This window comes from Hydrogenophaga sp. (genome assembly GCF_018780075.1).
GTDB lineage: Bacteria > Pseudomonadota > Gammaproteobacteria > Burkholderiales > Burkholderiaceae_C > Hydrogenophaga.
Genome location: NZ_JADMKB010000131.1, coordinates 14,892 through 36,410, shown reverse-complemented (window position 1 = coordinate 36,410; position 21,519 = coordinate 14,892). Strand labels below are relative to the sequence as shown.

At 67.8% G+C, this 21,519-nt stretch carries 17 protein-coding genes and 1 tRNA gene; 6 read left to right on the top strand and 12 right to left on the bottom strand.

From position 1 onward, the window contains the following. Positions 1 to 77 (top strand) — tRNA-Asp (locus tag IV088_RS21010). 117 nt (positions 78 to 194) lie between these two features. Here IV088_RS21010 and IV088_RS21005 read toward each other — a convergent pair. The 3 genes from IV088_RS21005 to IV088_RS20995 are packed head-to-tail and all read right to left on the bottom strand — an operon-like array spanning position 195 to position 3,159. Continuing rightward, positions 195 to 1,100 (bottom strand): DMT family transporter, encoded by a 906-nt coding sequence (locus IV088_RS21005; protein ID WP_291105906.1) that lies wholly within the window; start codon positions 1,098 to 1,100, stop codon positions 195 to 197. Between the two features lie 8 nt (positions 1,101 to 1,108). After that, on the bottom strand, positions 1,109 to 1,594 hold the full coding sequence (locus IV088_RS21000) for a methylated-DNA--[protein]-cysteine S-methyltransferase (RefSeq protein ID WP_291105907.1): 486 nt from the start codon (positions 1,592 to 1,594) through the stop codon (positions 1,109 to 1,111). A 29-nt stretch (positions 1,595 to 1,623) separates the two neighbouring features. Next, positions 1,624 to 3,159, bottom strand: coding sequence for a DNA-3-methyladenine glycosylase 2 family protein (locus tag IV088_RS20995; protein WP_291105904.1), 1,536 nt, complete (start codon positions 3,157 to 3,159; stop codon positions 1,624 to 1,626). Between the two features lie 116 nt (positions 3,160 to 3,275). On the opposite strand from IV088_RS20995, the gene IV088_RS20990 reads away from it, so the two are divergent. The 4 genes from IV088_RS20990 (at position 3,276) to IV088_RS20975 (ending at position 7,682) form a co-directional block, all read left to right on the top strand. Further along, entirely contained in the window at positions 3,276 to 4,658 is a 1,383-nt protein-coding gene (locus IV088_RS20990; protein ID WP_291105903.1) for a phosphomannomutase/phosphoglucomutase, read from the top strand. A 16-nt stretch (positions 4,659 to 4,674) separates the two neighbouring features. Further along, a complete protein-coding gene (locus IV088_RS20985; RefSeq protein ID WP_291105902.1) occupies positions 4,675 to 5,571 on the top strand; it encodes a glycosyltransferase family 2 protein in 897 nt (298 codons plus the stop codon). Next, entirely contained in the window at positions 5,564 to 6,364 is an 801-nt protein-coding gene (locus IV088_RS20980; RefSeq protein WP_291105901.1) for a glycosyltransferase family 2 protein, read from the top strand. Before IV088_RS20985 ends, IV088_RS20980 begins: the two co-directional genes overlap by 8 nt. A 67-nt stretch (positions 6,365 to 6,431) precedes the next feature. Further along, on the top strand, positions 6,432 to 7,682 hold the full coding sequence (locus IV088_RS20975; protein ID WP_291105900.1) for an O-antigen ligase family protein: 1,251 nt from the start codon (positions 6,432 to 6,434) through the stop codon (positions 7,680 to 7,682). A 25-nt stretch (positions 7,683 to 7,707) separates the two neighbouring features. On the opposite strand, the gene IV088_RS20970 is transcribed toward IV088_RS20975, so the two are convergent. The 9 genes from IV088_RS20970 to IV088_RS20930 form a co-directional block, all read right to left on the bottom strand. Then, positions 7,708 to 9,738: a 3-deoxy-D-manno-octulosonic acid kinase gene (locus IV088_RS20970; RefSeq protein WP_291105899.1), complete on the bottom strand. Its 2,031-nt coding sequence runs from the start codon at positions 9,736 to 9,738 to the stop codon at positions 7,708 to 7,710. Beyond that, a complete protein-coding gene (locus IV088_RS20965) occupies positions 9,714 to 10,454 on the bottom strand; it encodes a glycosyltransferase (RefSeq protein ID WP_291105898.1) in 741 nt (246 codons plus the stop codon). The genes IV088_RS20970 and IV088_RS20965 overlap by 25 nt, the downstream gene beginning before the upstream one ends. Before the next feature lie 179 nt (positions 10,455 to 10,633). Then, positions 10,634 to 11,974, bottom strand: a complete 1,341-nt coding sequence (locus IV088_RS20960) for a TolC family outer membrane protein (protein ID WP_291105897.1) — start codon at positions 11,972 to 11,974, stop codon at positions 10,634 to 10,636. A gap of 38 nt (positions 11,975 to 12,012) precedes the next feature. Then, on the bottom strand, positions 12,013 to 12,360 hold the full coding sequence (locus IV088_RS20955) for a rhodanese-like domain-containing protein (protein WP_291105896.1): 348 nt from the start codon (positions 12,358 to 12,360) through the stop codon (positions 12,013 to 12,015). 23 nt (positions 12,361 to 12,383) lie between these two features. Then, entirely contained in the window at positions 12,384 to 13,073 is a 690-nt protein-coding gene (locus IV088_RS20950) for a protein-L-isoaspartate O-methyltransferase (protein WP_291105894.1), read from the bottom strand. A 42-nt stretch (positions 13,074 to 13,115) separates the two neighbouring features. Further along, positions 13,116 to 16,289 (bottom strand): efflux RND transporter permease subunit, encoded by a 3,174-nt coding sequence (locus IV088_RS20945; protein WP_291105892.1) that lies wholly within the window; start codon positions 16,287 to 16,289, stop codon positions 13,116 to 13,118. Between the two features lie 10 nt (positions 16,290 to 16,299). Beyond that, positions 16,300 to 17,496, bottom strand: a complete 1,197-nt coding sequence (locus IV088_RS20940) for an efflux RND transporter periplasmic adaptor subunit (RefSeq protein WP_291105890.1) — start codon at positions 17,494 to 17,496, stop codon at positions 16,300 to 16,302. Beyond that, the gene (locus IV088_RS20935; protein ID WP_291105888.1) at positions 17,493 to 18,161 is read right to left on the bottom strand and encodes a TetR/AcrR family transcriptional regulator; all 669 of its coding nucleotides are present in this window, start codon (positions 18,159 to 18,161) and stop codon (positions 17,493 to 17,495) included. Before IV088_RS20935 ends, IV088_RS20940 begins: the two co-directional genes overlap by 4 nt. A gap of 49 nt (positions 18,162 to 18,210) precedes the next feature. Continuing rightward, the gene (locus IV088_RS20930) at positions 18,211 to 19,167 is read right to left on the bottom strand and encodes a LysR family transcriptional regulator (RefSeq protein ID WP_291105887.1); all 957 of its coding nucleotides are present in this window, start codon (positions 19,165 to 19,167) and stop codon (positions 18,211 to 18,213) included. A 157-nt stretch (positions 19,168 to 19,324) separates the two neighbouring features. On the opposite strand from IV088_RS20930, the gene IV088_RS20925 reads away from it, so the two are divergent. After that, the gene (locus tag IV088_RS20925; RefSeq protein WP_291105886.1) at positions 19,325 to 21,433 is read left to right on the top strand and encodes a bifunctional rhamnulose-1-phosphate aldolase/short-chain dehydrogenase; all 2,109 of its coding nucleotides are present in this window, start codon (positions 19,325 to 19,327) and stop codon (positions 21,431 to 21,433) included. Positions 21,434 to 21,519 lie beyond the last annotated feature (86 nt).

The window sequence follows — 21,519 nt, the reverse complement described above, 5'->3', positions numbered from 1 at the left end:
GGAGTGGTAGTTCAGTTGGTTAGAATACCGGCCTGTCACGCCGGGGGTCGCGGGTTCGAGCCCCGTCCACTCCGCCACAAAATGAAACACCGCCCCGGTCGCAAGGCCTGGGCGGTTTTTTCATGTCTGCGGCATGTGCGACGCCTGCTTGTTGCGCTGTTGCGCGAAGACCTGCGTCAGACGCAACAGCCGGTTCAGGTCGTGCGTTCCAGTCTGGCCCAGCGCACCAGTCCGGTGGACAGTGCGGTCCCGCACATGATCACGAGTCCACAGAACACCATCCAGGGTGTGATGGTTTCGTTCAGGAACAGGGCTCCGTACATCAGCGCGAAGACGGGCACCAGAAAGGTGACGGTGAGCGCCTTGCTCGGGCCGGCTTTTTCGATGATCCGGAAAAACAAAATGTAGGCCAGCGCGGTGCACAAGAGGGCCACGGCCGCCATGGCAGCCCAGGCGCCGGTGCTGACCGCGTGATCGGGCCACAGCCACAGCGTGGGCAAGGCCAGTCCGAGCGTGGCTCCGATCTGGCTGCCCGCTGCGGTGGCGAGCGGGTGTGCGCCGGTGAGGTGGCGTTTGGTGAAACTGGCGGCGATGCCGTAGCACAGCGTCGCCAGCAGGCAGGCTCCCATGGCCAGCAGCGTCATGGCCGGTGACGAGGCGCCGGGCATGGGGCTGAACCCCGACTTGCCGATCACCAGCAGCGTCACACCGATGAATCCGATCGCGAGACCCAGCATGCGGGAACCACCCGGTCGATCATGGAGCCACAACCACGCCACGAGTGCCCCGGTCAGTGGAACGGTGGCGTTGAGGATGGAGGTGAGGCCGGTCGTGATGTGTACCACCGCGAACGCGAACAACACGAACGGGATGCCGGAGTTGAGCAGGCCGACAAACAGGATTGGTCGCGCGCGTTGCCTGAAATCGGCCCACACCCCTTTGACCAGGAACACCGGCATGAGGAACAGGGCGGCCAGCGCGACGCGCACGCCCGCGGTGGGGAGTGCACCGAGCTCGGCGACGCCCAGGCGCATGAACAGGAAAGACGCGCCCCAGAGGGCGGCCAGCAGCAGGAATTCAGCGATGAGGGAGGGGGGCATGAGGGAGTTCAGAAAGGCAGTGGGGTGACACCTTCAAGCCGCAGCAACGCCGCCTTGCGGTCAAGCCCGCCAGCATAGCCGGTCAACCCGCCACTCGCACCGATCACGCGGTGGCAGGGGACGATGACACTCAAGGGATTGCGTCCGATGGCCGTGCCGACGGCGCGGACGGCGGCGGGGCGGTCAATGTGATGCGCCAGGTCGCCGTAGCTCAGCGTGTGACCTGAAGAGATGCCCAGCAAGGCGTGCCACACCGATTGCTGGAAGGGTGTGCCACCTGTGAGATCCAGTGGCAGGTCGAATGTCTGACGCTCTGACCGGAAGTACGCGGTCAGCTGCTCGATGGCCACGAGCAACAAGGGGTGCTCGGGCGCGAGCGCCCAGCTGGCCATGTGGTCGTCTGGGGGCAGGTGGCGCTGCCCCGTGACGAACCACGCGCCGGTGAGGCCAGCGGGGCTGGCCGCCAGTCGCATGTCGCCCAGCGGTGTGGGCATGGTGGTCTGAACCCAGTGTATGTGGTGTTTCACGGTAAAGCCTTCAGTGGTGTGGGATGGAGGGTGCCCGCCCAGGCACGAACCACGGCGTAGCTGCGCCAGGGTTGCCAGCGGCTGGCTTGAAGGGCGGCCTCGCGCACGGCGGCGTTCCCTTTGAGGTGACCCAGCCTCAGCGCGTGGTGCAAGGCCACGTCGCCCGTGGGCCAGGCGTCGGGCCAGCGCAGGGCCCGCATGGCGATGTATTGCGCGGTCCAGGGACCGATGCCGGGGAGGCCCTGCAATGTCTGCACGGTTTGCTCCACGGGAGCGCGGCCGTCCAGCTCCAGCGAGCCATCGACCACCGCGCGGGCCAGTGCCTGCAGGGCGGCCTGGCGCTGGCGCACGATACCAAGTTCGCCCAGGCTGGCCGGGTCGGCTGTGGCCAAGGTGTGGGGGTTGGGGAACAGGCGGTTCAGCACGCCCGCGGGCGTCACCAGCGGGGTGCCAAAGCGGTCCAGCAGGCGGGTGGCCAGGGTGCGGGCGGCGGCCACGGTGATTTGTTGTCCCAGCACGGCGCGCACGGCCAGCTCGAACCCGTCGAAGCAACCCGGAACCCGCAAGCCATCGCCTTCGGGGAAGTCCGTGTGCAGGGTCGCATTGATGGCCGCGGGATCGGCGTCCAGGTCGAACACCTCGCGCACACGCCAGATCACGCTGGGCAACACCGGGAGCAGCCCGTCGCTCACGCGCAGGACGAGGTGGTGGGCGTCGGGCACCAGCCGCACCGACAGCCACCCGGTGTGCACCCGCTGCGCGACCGTCAACTGGAGGGTTCGCAGAAGGCTGAGCGCATCGGGGTCCACCTGCTCCACCCCCGGCAATTGCCGGGAGGCCAGGAAGTTCAGCAGGGACACGGCGTCGAAGGGCGGGCGCCACGCGAGCCGCACGTCGCCGGTGCAACCGTCGGCGCCTGCGGTGGTCGTGGCGGTCTGACCGCGCCGCATCTGTGTGGGGTTGAGGCCGTAGCGCTCAAGGAAGGCCGCGTTGAACCGGCGCAGGCTGGCAAAGCCGCTGGCCAGAGCGATCTGGGACACCGGCATCGCGGTGTCGGCCAGCAACTGTTTGGCGGCGAGCAGCTTGCGCGTCAGCAGGTACTGCAGCGGTGACACGCCGAGCTGGCTGCCAAAGACCCGGCGCAGGTGGCGGTCGCTGACGCCGAGCCGGGCCGCCAGCAAGCCCATGGCCGCGCCTTCGGTCGCTGGGTCCAACCAGGAGGGCGGTGCGTCCAGCAAACGGCTGGCCTGCTGCACCAGGATGGCGCTGGCGTCTTCGGTGGACCAGTGGCGGTCCAGCGGCGCGAGTTCCGGCCGGCAACGCAGGCAGGGCCTGAAGCCAGCCTGCTCTGCCTGGGTCGCGTGCTCAAAAAAACGGCAGTTCTCTCGTCGCGGCGTGCGCACCCGGCAGATCGGCCGGCAATAGATGCCGGTGGAGGTGACCGCGGTGAAAAAGCGGCCGTCGAACCGCGCGTCGTGGGCGCACAAGGCCCGGTAGCGGGCTTCGTCGTCCAGGGGCGTGGTGCTGTTCATGGCTGTCATGGTAGGCCCTCAGGCCGTTGACGGCTGGCCGTTTTCGGACATCTGCAGGTGCGGGGGGAACAGCCTCGCCACCTACAATGCAGGGTTTGCGTCCACAGAGAGCCCCCATGCAGCTGACCGCGTCCATCTTCAAGGCCTATGACATCCGCGGCATCGTGCCCGGCGCCCTCAATGAGTCCGTCGCGGAAGCACTGGGGCTGGCCTTTGGCACGGTGGCGTGGCAGCAGGGCGAGCAGACGGTGGCCGTGGGTCGCGACGGGCGCTTGAGCGGGCCGGGCCTGTCGGCGGCACTGATCCGCGGGCTGGTGGCGGCGGGAATCGACGTGATCGACGTCGGCCTGGCCACGACGCCCATGCTGTATTTCGCCGCCCACACGCTGTGCAACAGCGGCATCCAGGTCACCGGCAGCCACAACCCCAGGGACTACAACGGCTTCAAGATGGTGCTCGGCGGCCGTGCGATCTACGGCGAGGACATCCAGGCCCTGCGCCGCATGATGGAGGCCGAAAGCCACCAGTTGGCCGACGGCGGCCGGGTGCGCCATGTGAACGTGCTGGCGCCCTACACAGACCGCATCGTGGGCGATGTGAAGCTGGCGCGTCCGATGAAGATTGTGGTGGACTGCGGCAATGGCGTGGCCGGGGCTTCGGCGCCCGCGCTGTTCCGGGCACTGGGTTGCGAGGTGATTGAGCTCTTCAGCGAGGTGGATGGCAATTTCCCGAACCACCACCCGGACCCGAGCAAGCCGGAAAACCTGCAGGACGTGATGCGCGCCCTGCGCGAAACCGATGCCGAACTGGGCCTGGCCTTCGATGGCGACGGTGACCGCCTGGGCATCGTCACCAAGGACGGCCACAACATCTTCCCCGACCGCCAGATGATCCTCTTCTCGCAGGACGTGCTGTCGCGCGTGCCCGGCGGCAACATCATCTTCGACGTGAAGTGCTCGCAGCGCCTGGCCCCGGCCATCGAGGCCGCTGGCGGCGTGGCGCACATCTACAAGACCGGCCACTCGCTGATCAAGGCCCGCATGAAGGAGCTGGACAGCCCGCTGGGCGGCGAGATGAGCGGCCACATCTTCTTCAAGGAGCGCTGGTTCGGCTTCGACGACGGCAGCTATGCGGGTGCCCGCCTGCTGGAGATCCTCAGCCGCAGCCCCGACGCCAACGCCGTGCTCCATGCTTTGCCCACCAGCCACAGCACGCCGGAGCTCAACGTGGCCTGCGCGGAGGGTGAGCCCCATGCGGTGGTGGAGCGCCTGATGGCGCTCGCGCGGTTTGACGCCCCCGCCAAGACCTCGACCATCGACGGTGTGCGGGTGGACTGGCCCGACGGCTTCGGTCTGATTCGCGCATCGAACACCACGCCGGTGCTCGTGCTGCGCTTTGAAGGCCACACCGCCGAGGCCCTGCACCGCATCGAAACCGCCATGCTGGCGCTGCTGCGTCAGGCCAAGCCCGACGCCGTGGTGGGTGCCAGCGCGCACTGAGGCCCTGGTGGTGCCCATGAGCATTCCCGTACCAGAGGAAGCCGATCGCCTGTGCGGCGGCGCCATGGACACCGTCACCGTGGTGGTGGTCACGCACGAGAGCGCGCACTGCCTGCGTGCCCTGGACAGCCTGCTGTCCCGCTGCCCCAACGTGATCATTTCCGACAACGGCAGCGGCGACGGCACGTCGGCGATGGCGCGCCAGTTCTGGGCGCATGCGATCGTGCTGGACCACGGCCGCAACCTGGGTTTTGGCGCGGCCAACAACCGCGCCCTCGCGCGCGTCCAGACACCGTTTGCCTTCCTGCTCAACCCGGACTGCGAAATCAGTGTCGAGGGCTTGCGGGGGCTGCTGCAGGCTGCTGAGACCATTCCGCAGGCTGCCTTGCTCGCGCCGCAACTGGTCAGCCCGTCCGGCAAACCCGAAGTGAACTACCGCTGGCCGCAGAACGTGTGGGCGTCCCGCGGGCCAGCGGCCGAAGGCCCGCTGTGCGTGGGTTTCGTCTGTGGCGCCGCGATGTTGTTTCGCATGGCCGCGTTCCGGGACATCGGGTTTTTCGATGAGCAGTTTTTCCTGTACTACGAGGACGACGACCTGTGCCTGCGGCTGTTCAGGGCCGGCCAGAACATCGTGGTCGTGCCGTCGGTGCAGGCCGTGCACCACTCGCGCGGCTCGGTGCGGGGCGCGAACCCCTGGCGTCATGAGTACGGTCGTGGTTACCACCACGCGCAGTCGAAACTGCTGTTTGCGAGCAAGTACCGCTCGCGCGACGAAGCGATGCGGCTGCGCCGCTGGCTGGTGCTGACCACCACCCTCGGGCTGCCGTTGCGGGCCATTGTGTTTTCACCCAAGCTGCTGGCCCGGATGTTCGGGCGCTGGCGCGGGCTCATCAACTGGAGGGCGCGTGGCTGAAACCCGAACCCCTTTGCCGACACTGTGCATCGGCATTCTCACGCTCAACGAGGCGCACCGGATCGCTCAGTGCATCCAGAGCGCGTCGTTCGCTGACCAGGTGCTGGTGATCGACAGCGGCAGCAGCGACCGCACCCGCGAGATCGCCGAAGAGCTGGGCGCGCAGGTGCACGCCTACCCGGTGTGGCAGGGTTTTGCCGAGCAGCGCAACCGCCTGCTGTTCCACGTGAAGACCGACTACGTGTTCTTTCTCGATGCGGACGAGGTCATTCCCGAGGGGCTGCAGAAGGAAATCCGGGCGGCGGTGGGCACCGGTGACAACGCGGTCTGGAAGATTTACTGGGACCAGGTGGCCTTTGGCCGCACCCTGCACCTCATGGCCAAGACCGAGGGCGGCGTGTGGCGCCTGTTCCGCACCGACCAGTTGTTGCGTTACGAAGGTGTCGTGCACGAGCACGCGGTCTTGCGCGATCCCTTGACGCCGGTCAGAACGTTCCAGACCCGCCTGCTGCACCATTCCCGGGAGACGGTGTACGGCGGCTTGCTCAAGATGGCGCAGTACGCCCAGCTGGGTGCCGTGCGGCGCGTGCAGATGGGGCGCCGTGGGGGCGTGTGGCGCGGGCTCGCGTCGGCCCTGAGCAACTTCGTGCGCCTGTATGTGTTTCGCAGGGGGTTTCTCTGCGGTGCCCAGGGTTTCCTGTTTTGCCTGCTGGTGGCGATGGAGTGCTTTTTCCGCTACGTGATCATCAAGTACGACAGGCCCGTGCCCGGTCCGACCATGGTGAAGCGGTGAATGAATGCAAGGTATGGCGTTGCTCGGAAGACCGACCGATGAAGTCGGCACAGAACACAAGGCACAGATGAGTTTCAGTCAATTGACCCGCAGGGCCGCGATCTACAGCCTGGCGTTGATGTTTGGCGCCTTTCCGATCTCGGTGGCGCTGGCCAACAGCCTGATGTTCCTCTCGGTCGTGCTCGGGTTGCTCAGCTTCACTGGTGCGGATGTGCGGGAGTTTGTCGCCCGCTCCTGGAGCAACCCGGTGGTCAGGCCCGCGTTGGCGCTGGTGACCCTGATCGTGGTCGCATCGTTCTGGTCGCCGGCCTCGTGGGCGGAGATCGCCGGCTACTACAAGAAATACGCGAAGTTCCTCGCGCTGCCGGTGTTCATCTACCTGCTCGCGCGCCGCGAGGACCGTGTCCACTGCTGGCGTGCTTTTGGCCTGGCCATGTTGTTCACGCTGATTTCCACCTGGGCCAACGTCTGGTTGAAGCTGCCCTGGTCGCGCACCATGAACCAGGGGTTTGGTGTGGACCACACCGTGTTCAAGGACCACATCTCGCAGGGCATCATGATGGCCTTCTTTGTGTGCCTGTGCGCGCACTGGGCCTCCAAGTCGGCGTCGCGCCTGCAGGCCTTGCTCTGCTGGGGCGTGGCCACGCTGGGCGCGATCAGCATCCTGTTTCTGTCGCAAGGGCGGACCGGCTACCTCAGCCTGTTGTTCTCGGCCCTGGTGTTTGCGCTGGTGGCCCTGGGCGGGCGGCTCAAGGCCCTGCTGGGCACGGTCACCGTCACGGCCATGTTGCTGGTGATGGTGTACGCCATGTCGCCGCAGTTCCAGCAGCGCACCGACCTGGCCTTGAAAGAGGCGCGCACCAGCAGCCTGAAGTCGGTGACCTCGGTCGGCGCGCGGGTGGAGGTCTGGCGATTCATGGCCAGCAAATCGACCCGGACGACGGTGTTCGGGGAGGGCACGGCCTCGTACCCGGTGCTGGCGCAGTCGTATTTCAAGGACCCGGAGTTCTGTTCGGTGGTGTGTCCGCACCCCCACAACCAGTTCCTGCTGTTCTACTTTGAACTGGGCCTGGCCGGTCTCGCGCTGATGTTCTGGTTCATGCTGTCCATCGTTCGCCAGGCGTTTGAGCACCGTGCGACCCACCGCGCGTTGATGCTGGCCTTCGTGGTGATCATGGTGATCTCGAACATGACCCACAGCTCGTTGTGGCTGTCCACCGAGAGCCACTTCTTCATCATGGTCACCGCGCTGCTGATGGCCTCGGCCAGTCGCCCGGTGTCCAGGCCGCCACCGCCACCGGCTCCCACGCCGGTGTGACACCGCCGCAGCGGCGGCCCGGCGCTCACGCCGTTTCGGGGCCGTGCAGGCGGTAGCCTTCCAGCAGCACCGCCCAGTGGGCTTCGTCCCACTGGAACCCCGGGCGCCGTGCCTGTTCCTTGCGCAGCGAACGCTGCAGGCGTGCCAGGTTCTGCGCTTTCCAGACGTGGCCCGGGCGCAGAGCGCATTTGTCGAAATCGACGATCCAGGCTTGCCCCTGCGCATCGAGCAGCAGGTTGTGGCAATTCAGGTCGGCGTGGAACACCTGGCGTTCGTGCATGGAGCGGATCGCCGCCCCCAGGGCCTTCCAGGCCTCGCCGGGCAACGCTGCCTCGGAGAGCCGTTGGGCCACGTTGCGCGTCTGCGGAATCATCGCGACCACGATGTCGGCCTTGTAGCTCCAGCCGGCGCGCTGTTGGCGCGCCGCCACTGGAGCTGGCACCGGCAGGCCCCAGGCGCGCAGGCGCCTGAGCAGCGTGAACTCGGCCATGGCGCGGCTGTCCCGTGCGCTGCGGCCCAGGTAGCGGTCCGGGCTGAGCCGGGCCATCAGGCCACCGCGCCGGTAGTGGCGCAGCACGCCTTCCCCGCCGTCGAGCGCGATGCGGTGTGCCTGGCCTCGACCGCTGCCCGTGGCCAGCGCCGAACCCTCGATCGACGGGGCCTCGAACACGGCCGCATCGCCAGTGGCCATCTGCTGGGGGTCGTGCCACACGGTCTGGGTGCCCGCGTCCCGCGCGAACACCGGCGACAGCAACGGGGGCTGCAGTGGCGCCCAGACCGTGCGCAGCGCCTCCAGGCTGCGCTGGCTGCTGCCCTGCTGGCGCAGCACGAAGTCACGGGCCAGCTGGCCTTTTCGCTGCAGCAGGGCCTTGTCGCGCATCCACTGCGTGGCGGTGCGCAGGAGCAGGCGGGCCGAGTCGACGCGCTCTCCTGCGCCGCAGGCTTCCACGTCCTGGTACAGCTCCTGGAAATGCTGGGTGTGTGGGCCGAAGAGCACGGGCTTGGCGCAGGCCATGGCCTCCAGCGCGTTGTGTCCACCGATCGGCACCAGGCTGCCGCCGATGAAACAGACGCTGGCGTGCAGGTACCACAGCGTCAGCTCGCCCATGGTGTCGGCCAGCAGCACGCTGGTGTTGTCGGCGGGCGTCTCGCCACGGCTGCGCCGGACGAAACTCAGACCGCTGTCGGTCAGCTGCTGCGCGACCGCATCGAAGCGCTCGGGGTGGCGCGGCACCAGGATCAGCAGCGCGCCCGGGATCTGGCGCGCCAGTTCGTGCCATGACGTGATCAGCGCACTCTCTTCACCCTCGTGCGTGCTGCCCGCCACCACGATGGCGCGGTGTGTGAGCCAGGGCAGCCGGCTGGCGTCGTCGGGCGTGTCGCGCTGGTCGAATTTCAGGTTGCCGGTGTGCAGCAGGCGTTCGGGCGGCACGCCCAGGGCCGCGTAGTGCGCCTCGCTGGGTGCGTCGGCCGCGGCCACCACCGCCAGCTGCGACCACACGGGCCGCATCAGGGCACGCCAGCGCTCGTAGGACGCGGCCGAATCCGCCGACAGGCGGGCGTTCACCAGCGCCACGGGGATCAGGCGCTCGCGGCATTGCCACAACCACTCGGGCCAGATTTCGCGCTCGATCAGCACCAGCATCGACGGCTGCAGCCGGTCCAGGAACCGGCCGGCCGCGCCCGGCGTGTCGATGGGGGCGTACACGTGCTGGATGGCATCGCCCCAGTGGTTGTGCAAGGTGCGTGCGCCGTTGGGCGACTGCGTGCTGACGGTGATCGCGTGGTCGGGCCACTCGGCGCGCAGGGCCGCGATCAGCGGCCGGGCCGCCTGGACCTCGCCGACGGAGGCCGCGTGGATCCAGAGGCCGCCGGCCGAGGCAGGTGTGGGGTCGATGAAGCCGAGACGTTCACCCATGCGCTCCCGGTAGCCCGCGTCCTTGTGGCCGCGCAGCCAGAGCCAGCCCAGCACCGGCAGCGTCAGGGTGCGCATCAGCACCCGGTAGCCGCGGTGCGCGAGAGCGGCGCGACTCAGCGCCAATGGTCGGCGACCCATTGGGTCGGCATGACACGCCGGTACCACTTGCCGCTCACGCCGGCGATCGCGTCGGGCGGGTTGGGCTTGCCGTGGAAGGCGATGATGCGCGCGCCTTCGGGGATCGTGGGCGGCTTGAACCATCCCATGAGCCCGCGCTGAAGGCAGTGGCGCTTGAAGCTGCGGCACCACGCGTCGGGCCAGTAGCTGAGCTTGCCCTGGCGCGCCAGGTACAGGGTGATGAACTCCTGCTCGTTGCGCACGGTGCTGATCGAAGCGGGGTAGTCGTTCTTCAGGTGGTCCAGCGCATCGGTGTGGGCACCGATGGTGTAGACGTAGCACGAGGTGTTACCTGTGCCGTCCTTCTTGTCCCACTCCTTGATCACGACGAACTCGCCGGGCTGTTCAAAGAACGGGTCCAGGCTGTCCACGATCACGATGTCCAGATCGAGGAACAGCGTGCGGCCTTCCAGGTCGTACAGCGGGTTGGCAAAACTGGTGAGCTTGAGCCAGCCGTGGCCGAAGGTCCAGGGCTTGCGTTGATCGAACTCGTCGAAGCCGACCATGGGGATCGGTTTGACCTCGATCGCCGGGTCGATGCCCACGGCGTCGTCGGTCAGGCAGACGAACCGGAACGGCCGGTGCAGGTGGCGGCTGACCATGCTGTGCAGTTTGTTGACGTACTCGGGGCCATACTTTTTGCCCCATTTGATGCACAGCACATTGACCGCTTGCATGAATCACCTTTGGCTTTCAACCGCTGCGGTCAGACGACATGTCGGTCGCAGGGGGTTGGGCAGTTTATCGCAGCAGGGCGCTGGCGGGAGCGACGTGCCTCACCCAGCACACGCCGAGGATCCGGCTTTGCCGGTCCAAGGGCGTGGTCCCCCTGGGGGGAGGCCGCGCAGCGGGGAGCCTATTTCAACAATGCGTTGACGGGCTGCAGGTCCTCGGCCTTGAGCACACCGCCGGCCTGCTTCAGCCGCAGCTGGCCCACCAGCACGTTGTAGCGGGCGACGGCCAGGTCGCGCTTGGTCTGGAACAGCTGGCTCTGGGCGTTGAGCACGTCGATGTTGATGCGCACACCGACCTGATAACCCAGCTTGTTGGCATCGAGCGCGCTCTGGCTGGAGGCCTCGGCCGCTTCCAGCGCCTTGACCTGACCCATGCCCGAGAGCACGCCGAAGTAGGCGCTGCGGGTCGCCTGGCTGATGTTGCGCAGCGCGGTTTCCCGGTCGGCGCGCGATTTTTCCACCAGGGCCAGCGCCTCTTTCACCCGGTTCTGGATCGCGCCGCCCGCGTACAGCGGCAGGTTGAACTGCAGGCCCACGCTGGCGGTGTTGCTGCGCACGTTGCCGGCGGAGGGGAAGCTGGAGCTGGGTCCGCGGGCGACCTGGTACTGGCCCACGAGATCGAGCGTGGGCTTGTGGCCGGCCTGGGCCTTCTGTGCCTCGATCTCGGCGATCTCGAAGGCCTTGTCGGTCTGACGCACCACGGGGTGCTGGCGCAGGGCATCCTGCACCCAGGCTTCGGGGTCGGCGGGCAGCACCGTCGGCAGGGCGACCGGCGCGGCCAGCGCGCGGGGGGTGGCGCCGCTGCGACCCACCAGCTGGTCGAGGGCCAGCTTCTTGACCCGCAGGTCGTTGCTCGCGGCGATTTCCTGGGCGACCACGAGGTCGAAGCGGGCCTGGGCCTCGCGGGAGTCGGTGATGGTCGAGGTGCCGACCTCGAAGTTGCGCTTGGCGGACGCCAGCTGTTCGGCCACGGCCGTCTTCTGGGCCTGCACGAAGGCCAGTGTGTCCTGGGCCGCCGACACGTCGAAATACGCTTGCGCGGTGCGAACGATCAGGTCCTGTTCGGCGGCGTCGAGCTGGGCTTTGGCGACGTCGATCGACAACTGGCCCTGTTCGCTGTTGAACCGGTTGACCGGCCGGTACAGCGGCTGGCTCGCGGAGAGGGCGACGTTCTGTGAGTTGCTGGTTTTGGTGGCGTCGGTGACGTTGTAGCTGGTATTGGCCCAGTTGGCTCCGGCCGCCAGACCAGCTTGGGGGCGCAGCCCCGCTTTGGCCTGATCAGCCTTGGCGAGGGTCGCGTCATACTGGGCACGCGCCGATTGCAGCGTGGAGTCGAAGCCCCGCGCCGCTTCATAGAGATCGACCAGGCTCTGCGCCTGCGCGCTCGCAACGCCCCCCAGCGTCAGTGCGGTGGCCAGCGCCAGGTGGCTGAGCACAGGGCGGGTGAAGGGCAGGGCGGTCATGGGCGTTCCTTGGAAATTCGAGGTGGCGCGGTGGCGGGTCAGTACAAGGGCACGCTGGGGTCGCGCTGCTGCGACCAGGCGTTGATGCCACCGTGGATGTTGACGACGGCGCTGAAGCCGTTCTGCATCAGGAAATGCGCCACCTGCGCGCTGCGGGCACCGTGGTGGCACAGGCAGGCAATGGGGCGGTCGCGGTCGAGTTCGAGGTAGCGCGCGGGCACGCTGCGCATGGGCATGGCCACGAGGTCAAAGCCCTCGGCCTTGACCGACGCCGTCTGCATTTCCCAGGGTTCGCGCACGTCCAGCACCACCGGTGTGACACCGGGTGTCTGGCCGCTGGCGTGCTGGAGCCACTCGTCGATCTGTGCGGGGTGGATGGATTGCATGATGGGCTCGCGCGGTGTGACGCTCAGAACTGGAACCGCGAAGGCTCGGGGAAGTTCCGCAAACGGGGTGCCACGGTGTCCCAGGGTTGCGTGGTGCCGAAGGCCGCGTCACCGGTGCGGGTGACGAAGGTGGCGCGCATGACGGGCTCGTGGCCGACGATGGCAGCGAGCCGCCCGCCCGGGGCCAGCAGGTTCAGCAGGTCGCTGGGCACCTCGGCCACGGAGCCTGCGACCAGGATCACGTCCCAGGGGCCTTCGAGCGCGCAGGCCGCGAAGCCGTTGGCGGTGGCGTCGGCCACGCGCACCTCGGCGTTGGTGATGCCGGCCTGCTGCAGGTGGGTGCGGGCGTTGCGGGCGGTGGCGTCGTCGATTTCCAGCGACACCACTCGCTGCGCCAGGCTGGCGAGCAAGGCCGTGGTGAAGCCGCTGCCGGTGCCGATCTCCAGCACCTTGTCGGTCGGCTTGATGGCCAGGTCCTGCACCAGGCGGGCCTGCACGCGCGGCGCCAGCATCACCTGGTCGGCCCCCTGGCCGAGTGGCAGCTCCATGTCCACATAGGCTAGCGCCTTCTGCGCGGCGGGCACAAAATGCTCGCGCTTGACGCTGTCCAGCAGCGCCAGCACGGCCGGGTCCAGCACTTCCCAGGGGCGGACTTGCTGTTCGATCATGTTGAAGCGCGCCTGGTCAAGGTTCATGGGGGCGATAGAGGTCATTTTTGATACTCCGGTGGGTATGTTAGCCGAACTGTGTCCATTTTACCGAGCGGGGGTTTCCGCCCTGCTGACACCGCGCCCCACCAGGCGCCGTGCCCAGTTCGCGAGGTCGTCCATGTAGCAATAGACCACGGGCACCACCACCAGCGTCAGGATCGACGAGGTGATGACGCCGCCGATCACGGCCTGGCCCATGGGTGCGCGCTGCTCCGAGCCTTCGGTCAGTGCGAAGGCCAGCGGCACCATGCCGAACACCATGGCCAGCGTGGTCATCAGGATGGGGCGCAACCGCACTCGGGCCGCGAGCAGCAGGGCGTTGTCGCGGTCCAGCGGGGGCTGGCCCTCGAAGCCCTCCCGGGCGCGGATGGCGAAGTCCACCAGCAGGATGGCGTTTTTCGTCACCAGGCCCATCAGCAGCACCACGCCGATCACCGAGAACATGCTCATGGTCGAGCCGAACATCAGCAGCGCCAGCACCACGCCGATCAGCGTGAGCGGCAGCGCGGTCATGAGCGCCAGCGGCTGCAGGAAGCTCTGGAACTGGCTGGCCAGGATCATGTAGATGAAGATGATGGCCAGCGCCAGCGCCGACACCGCGTAACCGAACGACTCCTGCATGTTCTTCGTTGAACCGCCGAACTCGTAGCGGTAGCCGGGCGGCATGGCGATGGTGTCGAGCACCTGGCGGATCTCGGTGGACACATCGCCGGCCGAGCGGCCGAACACGTTGGCGTTGATGGCGACCTCGCGGTTGAGGTTGCGGCGGTTGATCTGGTTGGGGCCGGTCGATTCCACCACCTGCGCCACCTGGCCGAGGCGCACCACGCGCGCGGTGCCGTCGGCGGCGGTGCCGACCACGAAGGGCAGTTGCTCCAGGTCGCTGGTGCGCGCGCGCTGTTCGGGCGCCAGGCGCACGTTCACGTCGTAGCTCTCGCCGTCGGCCGCGCGCCAGTTGCCCACCGTCTGGCCCGCCACCAGGGTGCGCAGGCTGCTGGCCACCGAGGCCGCGCTCAGGCCCGCGTCCGACGCGATCTCGCGCCGCATCACCACGTCCACCGTCGGCTTGTTGGGCTTCACGCTGGCGTCCAGATCGACGAGGCCGACGATGGGGCGGATGCGCTCCATCACGGTCGCCGTCAGACGCTCCAGCTCGGCCAGGTCGTCGCCTTGCAGCGAGAACTCGACCTGCTTGTTGCCGCCCACGGGGTCGAGCAGGCCCGCGTGCGTCACGTTGATGCCCGGCACCGTGCGCAGCCGGTCGCGCAGCTTCGCGGCCATGGTGTCGGCGTTGAGGCTGCGGTCCTGGCGGTCCACCAGGCGCACGTAGACGCTGGCGTACATCGTGCCCTGGGCGTTGCCGGTATTGATGGTCGAGAGCGTGTACTTCACCTCGGGAAACTCGCGCAGGATCGCCTCGACCTGTTTCGTCTTGGCCTCGGTCGCTTCCAGCGAGGAGCCGACCGGCGTGTGGAACGAGAGCGAGGTCTCGGAGAAGTCGGCCTTGGGCACGAACTCGGTGCCCAGCAGCGGCACCATGAAGACACTGCCGACGAACACCACCAGCGCCAGCGCCAGCGTGGACAGCTTGTGGGTGAGCGACCAGCGCAGCGCGCCCTGGTAGGTCTCGGTCAGGCTGTCCTGCAGGCGGTCGAACCAGCCGGTCACGCGACCGATGGTCTTGTCGTACAGCGTGACCGGCGCGGCGTGTTGACCGTGTTTCTCGATCTCCGGGTCGTGCCAGATCGAGGACAGCATCGGGTCGAGCGTGAAACTCACGAACATGGAGATCAGCACCGCCGCCACCATGGTGATGCCGAACTCATGGAAGAACTTCCCGATGATGCCGCCCATGAAGCCGATGGGCAGGAACACCGCCACGATGGACAGCGTGGTCGCCAGCACCGCGAGCCCGATCTCCTGCGTGCCGTCCATGGCAGCGTCATATGGCTTCTTGCCCATCTGCACGTGGCGCACGATGTTCTCGCGCACCACGATGGCGTCGTCGATCAGCAGGCCCACCGACAGCGTGAGCGCCATCAGCGTGATCATGTTGATGGTGAACCCGAAGAGGTTCATGAAGAAGAAGGTGCCGATCAGCGCGATGGGCAAGGTGAGGCCGGTGATGACGGTGGAGCGCCACGAGTTCAGGAACAGGAAGACGATGAGCACGGTGAGCAGCGCGCCCTCGATCAGCGTGCGGCGCACGTTGTCCACCGACACGCGGATCGGCCGCGAGCCGTCCGCGATGGGCTCCAGCCGCACGCCCGGTGGCAGTTCGGCCTTGAGCGACTCGATGGTCGCTTTCAGGCCGTCGGTCACCGCGATGGTGTTTTCGTCCTGCGCCTTCTGCACCTGCAGCAGCAGCGTGCGCTGACCGTTGTAGAGCGCCAGGCTCGACACCTCTTGCGTGCCGTCACTCACCTTCGCCACCTGCGAGAGCCGCACCGGGCTGCCGCCGCGCCGCGCGACGATGATGTCTTCAAAATCCTTCGGGTTCTGCAGGCGCGAGAGCACCTGCACCACGCGGTCGCGCTCGGTGGTCTTGAGCGTGCCCACCGGCAGGTCCTGGTTGTCGTTGCGCACCGCCGTGGCGATCTGGTCGGCGGTGATACCCAGCGCCTCCATGGCCGAAGGGTCGAGGTCGATGTTGACCGCGCGGCGCGTGCCACCGACCAGCGTGACCGAGCCCACGCCGCGCACGTTTTCCATGCGCTTCTTCAGGGTCTGTTCGGCCCAGGTGGTCAGCTCCACCGCCGACGGTGCTTTGCCGTTCACTGATTCAGGAAGAACGGCCACCGACCAGATCGATCGCGCTGACGGATCGAAGCGCAGCACGCGCGGTTCCTTCACGTCGGTGCGGAAGGCGGGACGCAGGATGGCGATCTTCTCGCGCACGTCGTCGGCCGCCTTGCGCCCGTCGATGTGCAGCTGGAACTCGATGATGACGACCGACTGGCCTTCGTAGCTGCGCGAGGTGAGGGCGTTGACGCCGGCGATGGCGTTGACCGCCTCTTCGACCTTCTTCGTGACCTCGCTCTCCACGATCTCGGGCGAGGCGCCGGGGTACTCGGTGGTGACCACCACCACGGGGAAGTCGATGTTGGGGAACTGGTCGACCTTCAGGCGCTGGAACGAAAACAGCCCAAGCACCATCAAGGCGAGCATCACCATGGTCGCGAAGACCGGGTTGCGCAGCGAAACCTGGGTGAACCACATGGCGCGGCGCTCAGTGGGTGGCGGTGGTGGCGGGCGCGGCCGTGGTCGCCACCGGGGCCGGGGCCGCCAGCTGGACCTCGGTGCCCTCGCGGATCAGCCCGGCCTGCGCGCGCAGCAGCTGCGTGCCCACCGGCGCCGCCTTCACGCCGTCCACGATCAGCATGGGCTCGCCGTTCAGCACGCCCTGGCGTTCCACCGTCACCGGCACATGCGCGACCTTGCCGCCCTGGATGGTCTGCAGGTAGGGCTGTGGCTTGTCGTTGCGCACGGCCGAGAGAGGCACCGCCGGCGCGTTGAGCCGGCCGGTGACGATCTCGCCCTGCGCGAACAGGCCCTGGCGCATGCCGGCCGCGGCGGGCACGCGCAGGTAGATCAGCACGCTGCGGCTGCCCGCCTGCACGCTGGGGTTGATGCGCGCCACCGCCGCGTCCACCGGCGCGGCCAGGCCCTCGACCGTGAGCCGCGCCTTCTGCCCCGCGATCACGCCCGCGGCGTCGGCCGGGGCCAGCGCGGCCTCCAGCTCGAAGCCGGAGAGATCGACCACCTCGAGCACGCGCGCGTCCAGCGCCACCCGCTCGCCGTTCTGCGCCAGCCGCGCCGACACCTGGCCGCTCAGCGGCGAGCGCAGCGTGGTGTCGCCCAGCGTCTTGCGCGCGATGTCCAGCGCCGCCACAGCGGCCATGTGGTTGGCCTCGGCCGCCGCCAGGCTGGACGACGAGGACTCCAGCGCGGTGGCCGAGATGAAGCCCTGCTTCACCAGCGACTGGTTGTTCTCCTGCGTGCGACGCGCGATCGACACCTGCGCCAGCGCCGACCGGGCCTGCTGCTCGGCCTGGCGCACCCGCGCCTGCGCCTCGGTGCTGTCGATGCGCGCGACCACCTCGCCCGCGCGCACCGTCTCGCCTTCGCGCTTGCTCAGGCCCTGCAGCTCGCCCGCCACCCTGGCCTTGATCGCCGCCGTCTGCAGCGCCCTGAGCGAGCCCGAGACCGCCACCGACTGCGCCAGCTCCAGCTGCTGCACCACCGCCACGTCCTGCGGCGAGAGCTGGTAGACCGGGGCCTTCTGCGCGGCCACCGCCGCCGCGCTCGCCGCGTCGTTGCGCGCCTGGCGCTGCTTCAGCGCGCGCCCGACACCCAGGGCGATGGCCAGCACCAGCAGGCCCAGCAACAACCACTTGATCCAGACAGAACGCGACGAGGGGCTCATGAGGGGGATGTTTCAGGTGAAGACGGGGGGCGGACCAGCATGCCGTTGAGCAGCAGGCCCACCTGGGTGTCGATGAAGCTGACCGGGTCGATCTGCTGGCTCGGCGGGCAGCAGGGCGCCATCGAGTGTTTCCACATCAGCAGAAAGATCATGGGGGCGATCAGGCTGTAGATCGCGTATTCCAGTTCCATGGTGCGGAACTCGCCGCGGTCCATGCCGCGTTGCAGCACCCGCTTGAGCAGGTCGTGGCCCGGGCCGATCACCTCCTGCTGGTAGAAGGCGGCGATCTCGGGGAAGGTGCCCGACTCGCTCATCACCAGCTTGGTGATGCCCGAGGCCGTGGTCATGCCGATGCGCTCCCACCACGATTGCATGGCGTAGCGCAGCAGCTCGGCGCTGTCGCCCTGGAACGCGTCCAGCTCCTGGTTCCACTCGGTGAAGCGCCCGGCGATGGTTTCGCGCACCACCGCCTTGAACAGCTCTTCCTTGCTCGGGAAGTAGAGAAACAGCGTGCCCTTGGAGACGCCCGCGCGCGCGGCCACCTCTTCGACGCGGGTGGCGGCAAAGCCTTTTTCAACGAACAGGGCGAGGGCGGCGTCCAGCAGTTCGCCGGGGCGCGCTTCTTTGCGGCGCTCCCGTTTGCCGGTGGAGGAGGAGGTGTCCATTTTTTAGTGACTGACTGGTCAGTAATGTAACCAGTCGCCCCGGGCGGTGTCAACGCGAGGCCGGCACCACGATGTTCTCGCAGGCCGCGATGCGCGCGCCCTCGTCGAACACAAACTGCTTGAAGGCCAGGTTGACGCCGCTCAGGCCGGTGTCGCGGCGGTGGATGAAGCACCAGTCGATGAACTTGGGCATGTCCACCACGTCGAGCATCGCGATGCGGCCCGCCGCCAGCTCCACCTGGAACACGTGGGCCGAGAGAAAGCTGATGCCCAGGCCGCACATGACCGCGTGTTTGATGGTTTCGTTGCCGGCCAGCTCCATGCCCAGCCGCACCTGGATCGACTGGGCCTGCAGCAGCTGCTCCAGGAAGGAGCGGGTGGACGAGCCCTGCTCGCGGAAGATGAAGTCCTCGTGCTGCAGCGCCGCCCAGGGGATGCCCTTGCTCGCCACCAGCGGGTGGCCGGGGGCGGCCACGATGCAGTGCGGGTGGCGCGCGAAGCTCGACGCGTCGAGGTCGGCCTCGGACGGCGGGTAGCCGGTGATCGCGATGTCGAGCTGGTGCTCGACCAGCATGGCCAGGATCTCCGAGCGCTTGGCGACGGTCAGCTTGAGCCGCACGTCGGGGAAGCGCTGGTGGAATTCGTGCAGCAGCCGGGGCGCGAAGTAGTGCGCGGGCGAGACCACGCCCAGGTGCAGCAGGCCGCGCGGGCCGCGGGCCCCGTCGCCCGCGGCGCCTTCTTCGTGGAAGGCCATGGCGTTTTCGGCGTCCTTCACCTGCGCGAGGATGCGCCGCGCGTGCAGCACGAGCTCGCGCCCGGCCTCGCTCAGGCGCTTGCGGTCGTTCGGGTCGAACAGGGCGATGCGCAGCTCTTTCTCCAGCTGGCGCACGAGCATCGACACGGCCGGCTGCGTCATGCCCAGCTGCTCGGCCGCGCGCGAGAAGCCACCGAGCCGCGCCACGGCCTCAAACACCTTGAGCTGGCGGATGTTCATCGAAGCCGTCACGGATTTCTTTCCTATGAGTTACCCGAATGAATGGGCGTGGTTGGCCGGCTGGCGGCCCTGGAAACGCCGTGGAGTGCGATTTTATAAGTAATGCTGATGGATTTCATAAGTTTTCATAAATTGCTCGTATGGAATTGCGTGCCTACCATCGCGCCCCATGAACACACCGACCCCTGCCCAAGCCTTCCCGAGCTGGAACGACGCCGCCACCGCCGGCATGGACGAACCCCAGCTGCTGCTCTACCGCTCCAACCTGCTGGGCTCCGACCTGCGCATCACCAACTACGGGGGCGGCAACACCTCCGCCAAGATCTGGCAGAAAGACCCGCTGACCGGCGAACAGGCCGAGGTGCTGTGGGTCAAGGGCTCGGGCGGCGACGTGGGCTCGATGAAGCTCGACGGCTTTTCCACGCTCTACATGGACAAGCTGCGCGCCCTGAAGGGTCTGTACCGGGGCCTGGCGAACGAGGACGAAATGGTGGGCTACCTGCCGCACTGCACCTTCAACCTCAACACCCGCGCCGCGTCCATCGACACGCCGCTGCACTCCAGCCTGCCTTATGTGCACGTGGACCACATGCACCCCGACGCGGTGATCGCCATCGCCGCCATGGCGAACGGCGAGGCCATCACGAAACAGGTGTTTGGTGGCACCGTGGGCTGGATGCCCTGGCTGCGCCCCGGCTACGAGCTGGGCCAGCAACTCGCTGCGTACAACACCGCGAACCCGGGCCTGCGCGGCATCGTGCTCGGCGGCCACGGCCTGTTCAGCTGGGGCGACACATCCAAGGCCTGTTACGAGAACACGGTGGACCTGATCCAGCGCGCGCAGACCTGGCTCTCGCAGGAACGCGCGGCGCGCAACCTGCCCGTGTTCGGCGGCGCGGCCGTGGCCCCGCTGGCCGACGCCGAGCGCGACGCAGCCCTGGCCCGCGTGTTGCCGGTGCTGCGCGGTCTGAGCGCCGAAGGCTCGCCGAAACTCTTGCACCTCAACACCTCGGCCGAGGTGATGGACTTCGTCAACTCGAAAGACCTGGAGCCGCTGGCCGCGCTCGGCACCTCATGCCCCGACCACTTCCTGCGCACCAAGATCCGCCCGCTGATCGTGCCCGAGGCTGTTTACCAGCTGCAGGGCGCCGAGCTGAAGGCGCGCCTGAGCGAGCTGCTCGCGGGCTACCGCGCCGACTACGCCGCCTACCACGAGCGTTGCAAGCGCGCCAACAGCCCGGCGCTGCGCGACCCGAACCCGGTGGTGATCCTGCTGCCGCGCATCGGCATGGTGACGATCGCCAAAGACAAAGCCACGGCGCGCATCGCCGGCGAGTTCTACGTGAACGCCATCAACGTCATGCGCGAAGCCAACGCGGTGGACCGGTACGTGGGCCTGCCCGAGCAGGAGGCGTTTGACATCGAATACTGGCTGCTCGAAGAGGCCAAGCTGCAGCGCATGCCCAAGCCGAAGCCGATGGTGGGCAAGGTGGCGCTGGTCACCGGCGGCGCCGGCGGCATCGGCCAGGCGATCGCGAAACGCATCCTGGCCGACGGCGGCTGCGTGGTGCTGGCCGACATCGACCAGGACGCCCTGAGCACGGTGGGCGCCGAGCTGGCCAAGGCCCACGGCAAGGACCACGTGCGTGGCGTGCGCTGCGACGTGACCGACGAGGCCAGCGTGATCGCGGCCTTCGACCGCGCCGCCATCGAATTCGGCGGGGTGGACATCCTGGTGAGCAACGCCGGCATCGCCTCGGCCGCGCCCATCGAAGACACCAGCCTCGCGCTGTGGAACCGCAACCAGAGCATCCTGGCCACGGGCTATTTCCTCGTGGGCCGCGAGGCCTTCAAGCAGATGAAGGCGCAGGGCACGGGTGGCGCCATCATCATGATCGCCAGCAAGAACGGCATGGTCGCCAGCAACCAGGCCACCGCCTACTGCGCCGCCAAGGCCGCCGAGATCCAGCTCAGCCGCAGCTTCGCGCTCGAAGGCGCGCCGCTGGGCATCCGCTCCAACGTGGTCAACCCCGACGCGGTGATCCGCGGCTCCAAGATCTGGACCGGCAAGTGGAGCGAAGAGCGCGCCGCCGCCAACAAGATCGACGAGGGCGAGCTCGAGGCCTTCTACCGCGACCGCAGCATGCTCAAGCGCAGCGTGTTCCCGGAAGACATCGCCGAGGCCACCTATTTCTTCGCCGCCGAGCACCTGAGCGCCAAGAGCACCGGCAACATCCTCAACGTGGACGCGGGCAACCTCGCTGCTTTCACCAGATAACCCCCCCGCGCCGCGCCGTGCGCGTCACCGCGACGCCAGCGGCCCGGCCAAGCCGGTTCCGCGGCGTCCGCTGGATCAGATGGGCG

Bases quoted from the DNA above. Each gene is read 5' to 3' on its own strand.
- IV088_RS21005 (WP_291105906.1), bottom strand. From the start codon at position 1,100: ATGCCCCCCTCCCTCATCGCTGAATTCCTGCTGCTGGCCGCCCTCTGG.
- IV088_RS21000 (WP_291105907.1), bottom strand. From the start codon at position 1,594: ATGCCCACACCGCTGGGCGACATGCGACTGGCGGCCAGCCCCGCTGGC.
- IV088_RS20995 (WP_291105904.1), bottom strand. From the start codon at position 3,159: ATGAACAGCACCACGCCCCTGGACGACGAAGCCCGCTACCGGGCCTTG.
- IV088_RS20990 (WP_291105903.1), top strand. From the start codon at position 3,276: ATGCAGCTGACCGCGTCCATCTTCAAGGCCTATGACATCCGCGGCATC.
- IV088_RS20985 (WP_291105902.1), top strand. From the start codon at position 4,675: ATGAGCATTCCCGTACCAGAGGAAGCCGATCGCCTGTGCGGCGGCGCC.
- IV088_RS20975 (WP_291105900.1), top strand. From the start codon at position 6,432: ATGAGTTTCAGTCAATTGACCCGCAGGGCCGCGATCTACAGCCTGGCG.
- IV088_RS20970 (WP_291105899.1), bottom strand. From the start codon at position 9,738: ATGGGTCGCCGACCATTGGCGCTGAGTCGCGCCGCTCTCGCGCACCGC.
- IV088_RS20965 (WP_291105898.1), bottom strand. From the start codon at position 10,454: ATGCAAGCGGTCAATGTGCTGTGCATCAAATGGGGCAAAAAGTATGGC.
- IV088_RS20960 (WP_291105897.1), bottom strand. From the start codon at position 11,974: ATGACCGCCCTGCCCTTCACCCGCCCTGTGCTCAGCCACCTGGCGCTG.
- IV088_RS20955 (WP_291105896.1), bottom strand. From the start codon at position 12,360: ATGCAATCCATCCACCCCGCACAGATCGACGAGTGGCTCCAGCACGCC.
- IV088_RS20950 (WP_291105894.1), bottom strand. From the start codon at position 13,073: ATGACCTCTATCGCCCCCATGAACCTTGACCAGGCGCGCTTCAACATG.
- IV088_RS20945 (WP_291105892.1), bottom strand. From the start codon at position 16,289: ATGTGGTTCACCCAGGTTTCGCTGCGCAACCCGGTCTTCGCGACCATG.
- IV088_RS20940 (WP_291105890.1), bottom strand. From the start codon at position 17,496: ATGAGCCCCTCGTCGCGTTCTGTCTGGATCAAGTGGTTGTTGCTGGGC.
- IV088_RS20935 (WP_291105888.1), bottom strand. From the start codon at position 18,161: ATGGACACCTCCTCCTCCACCGGCAAACGGGAGCGCCGCAAAGAAGCG.
- IV088_RS20925 (WP_291105886.1), top strand. From the start codon at position 19,325: ATGAACACACCGACCCCTGCCCAAGCCTTCCCGAGCTGGAACGACGCC.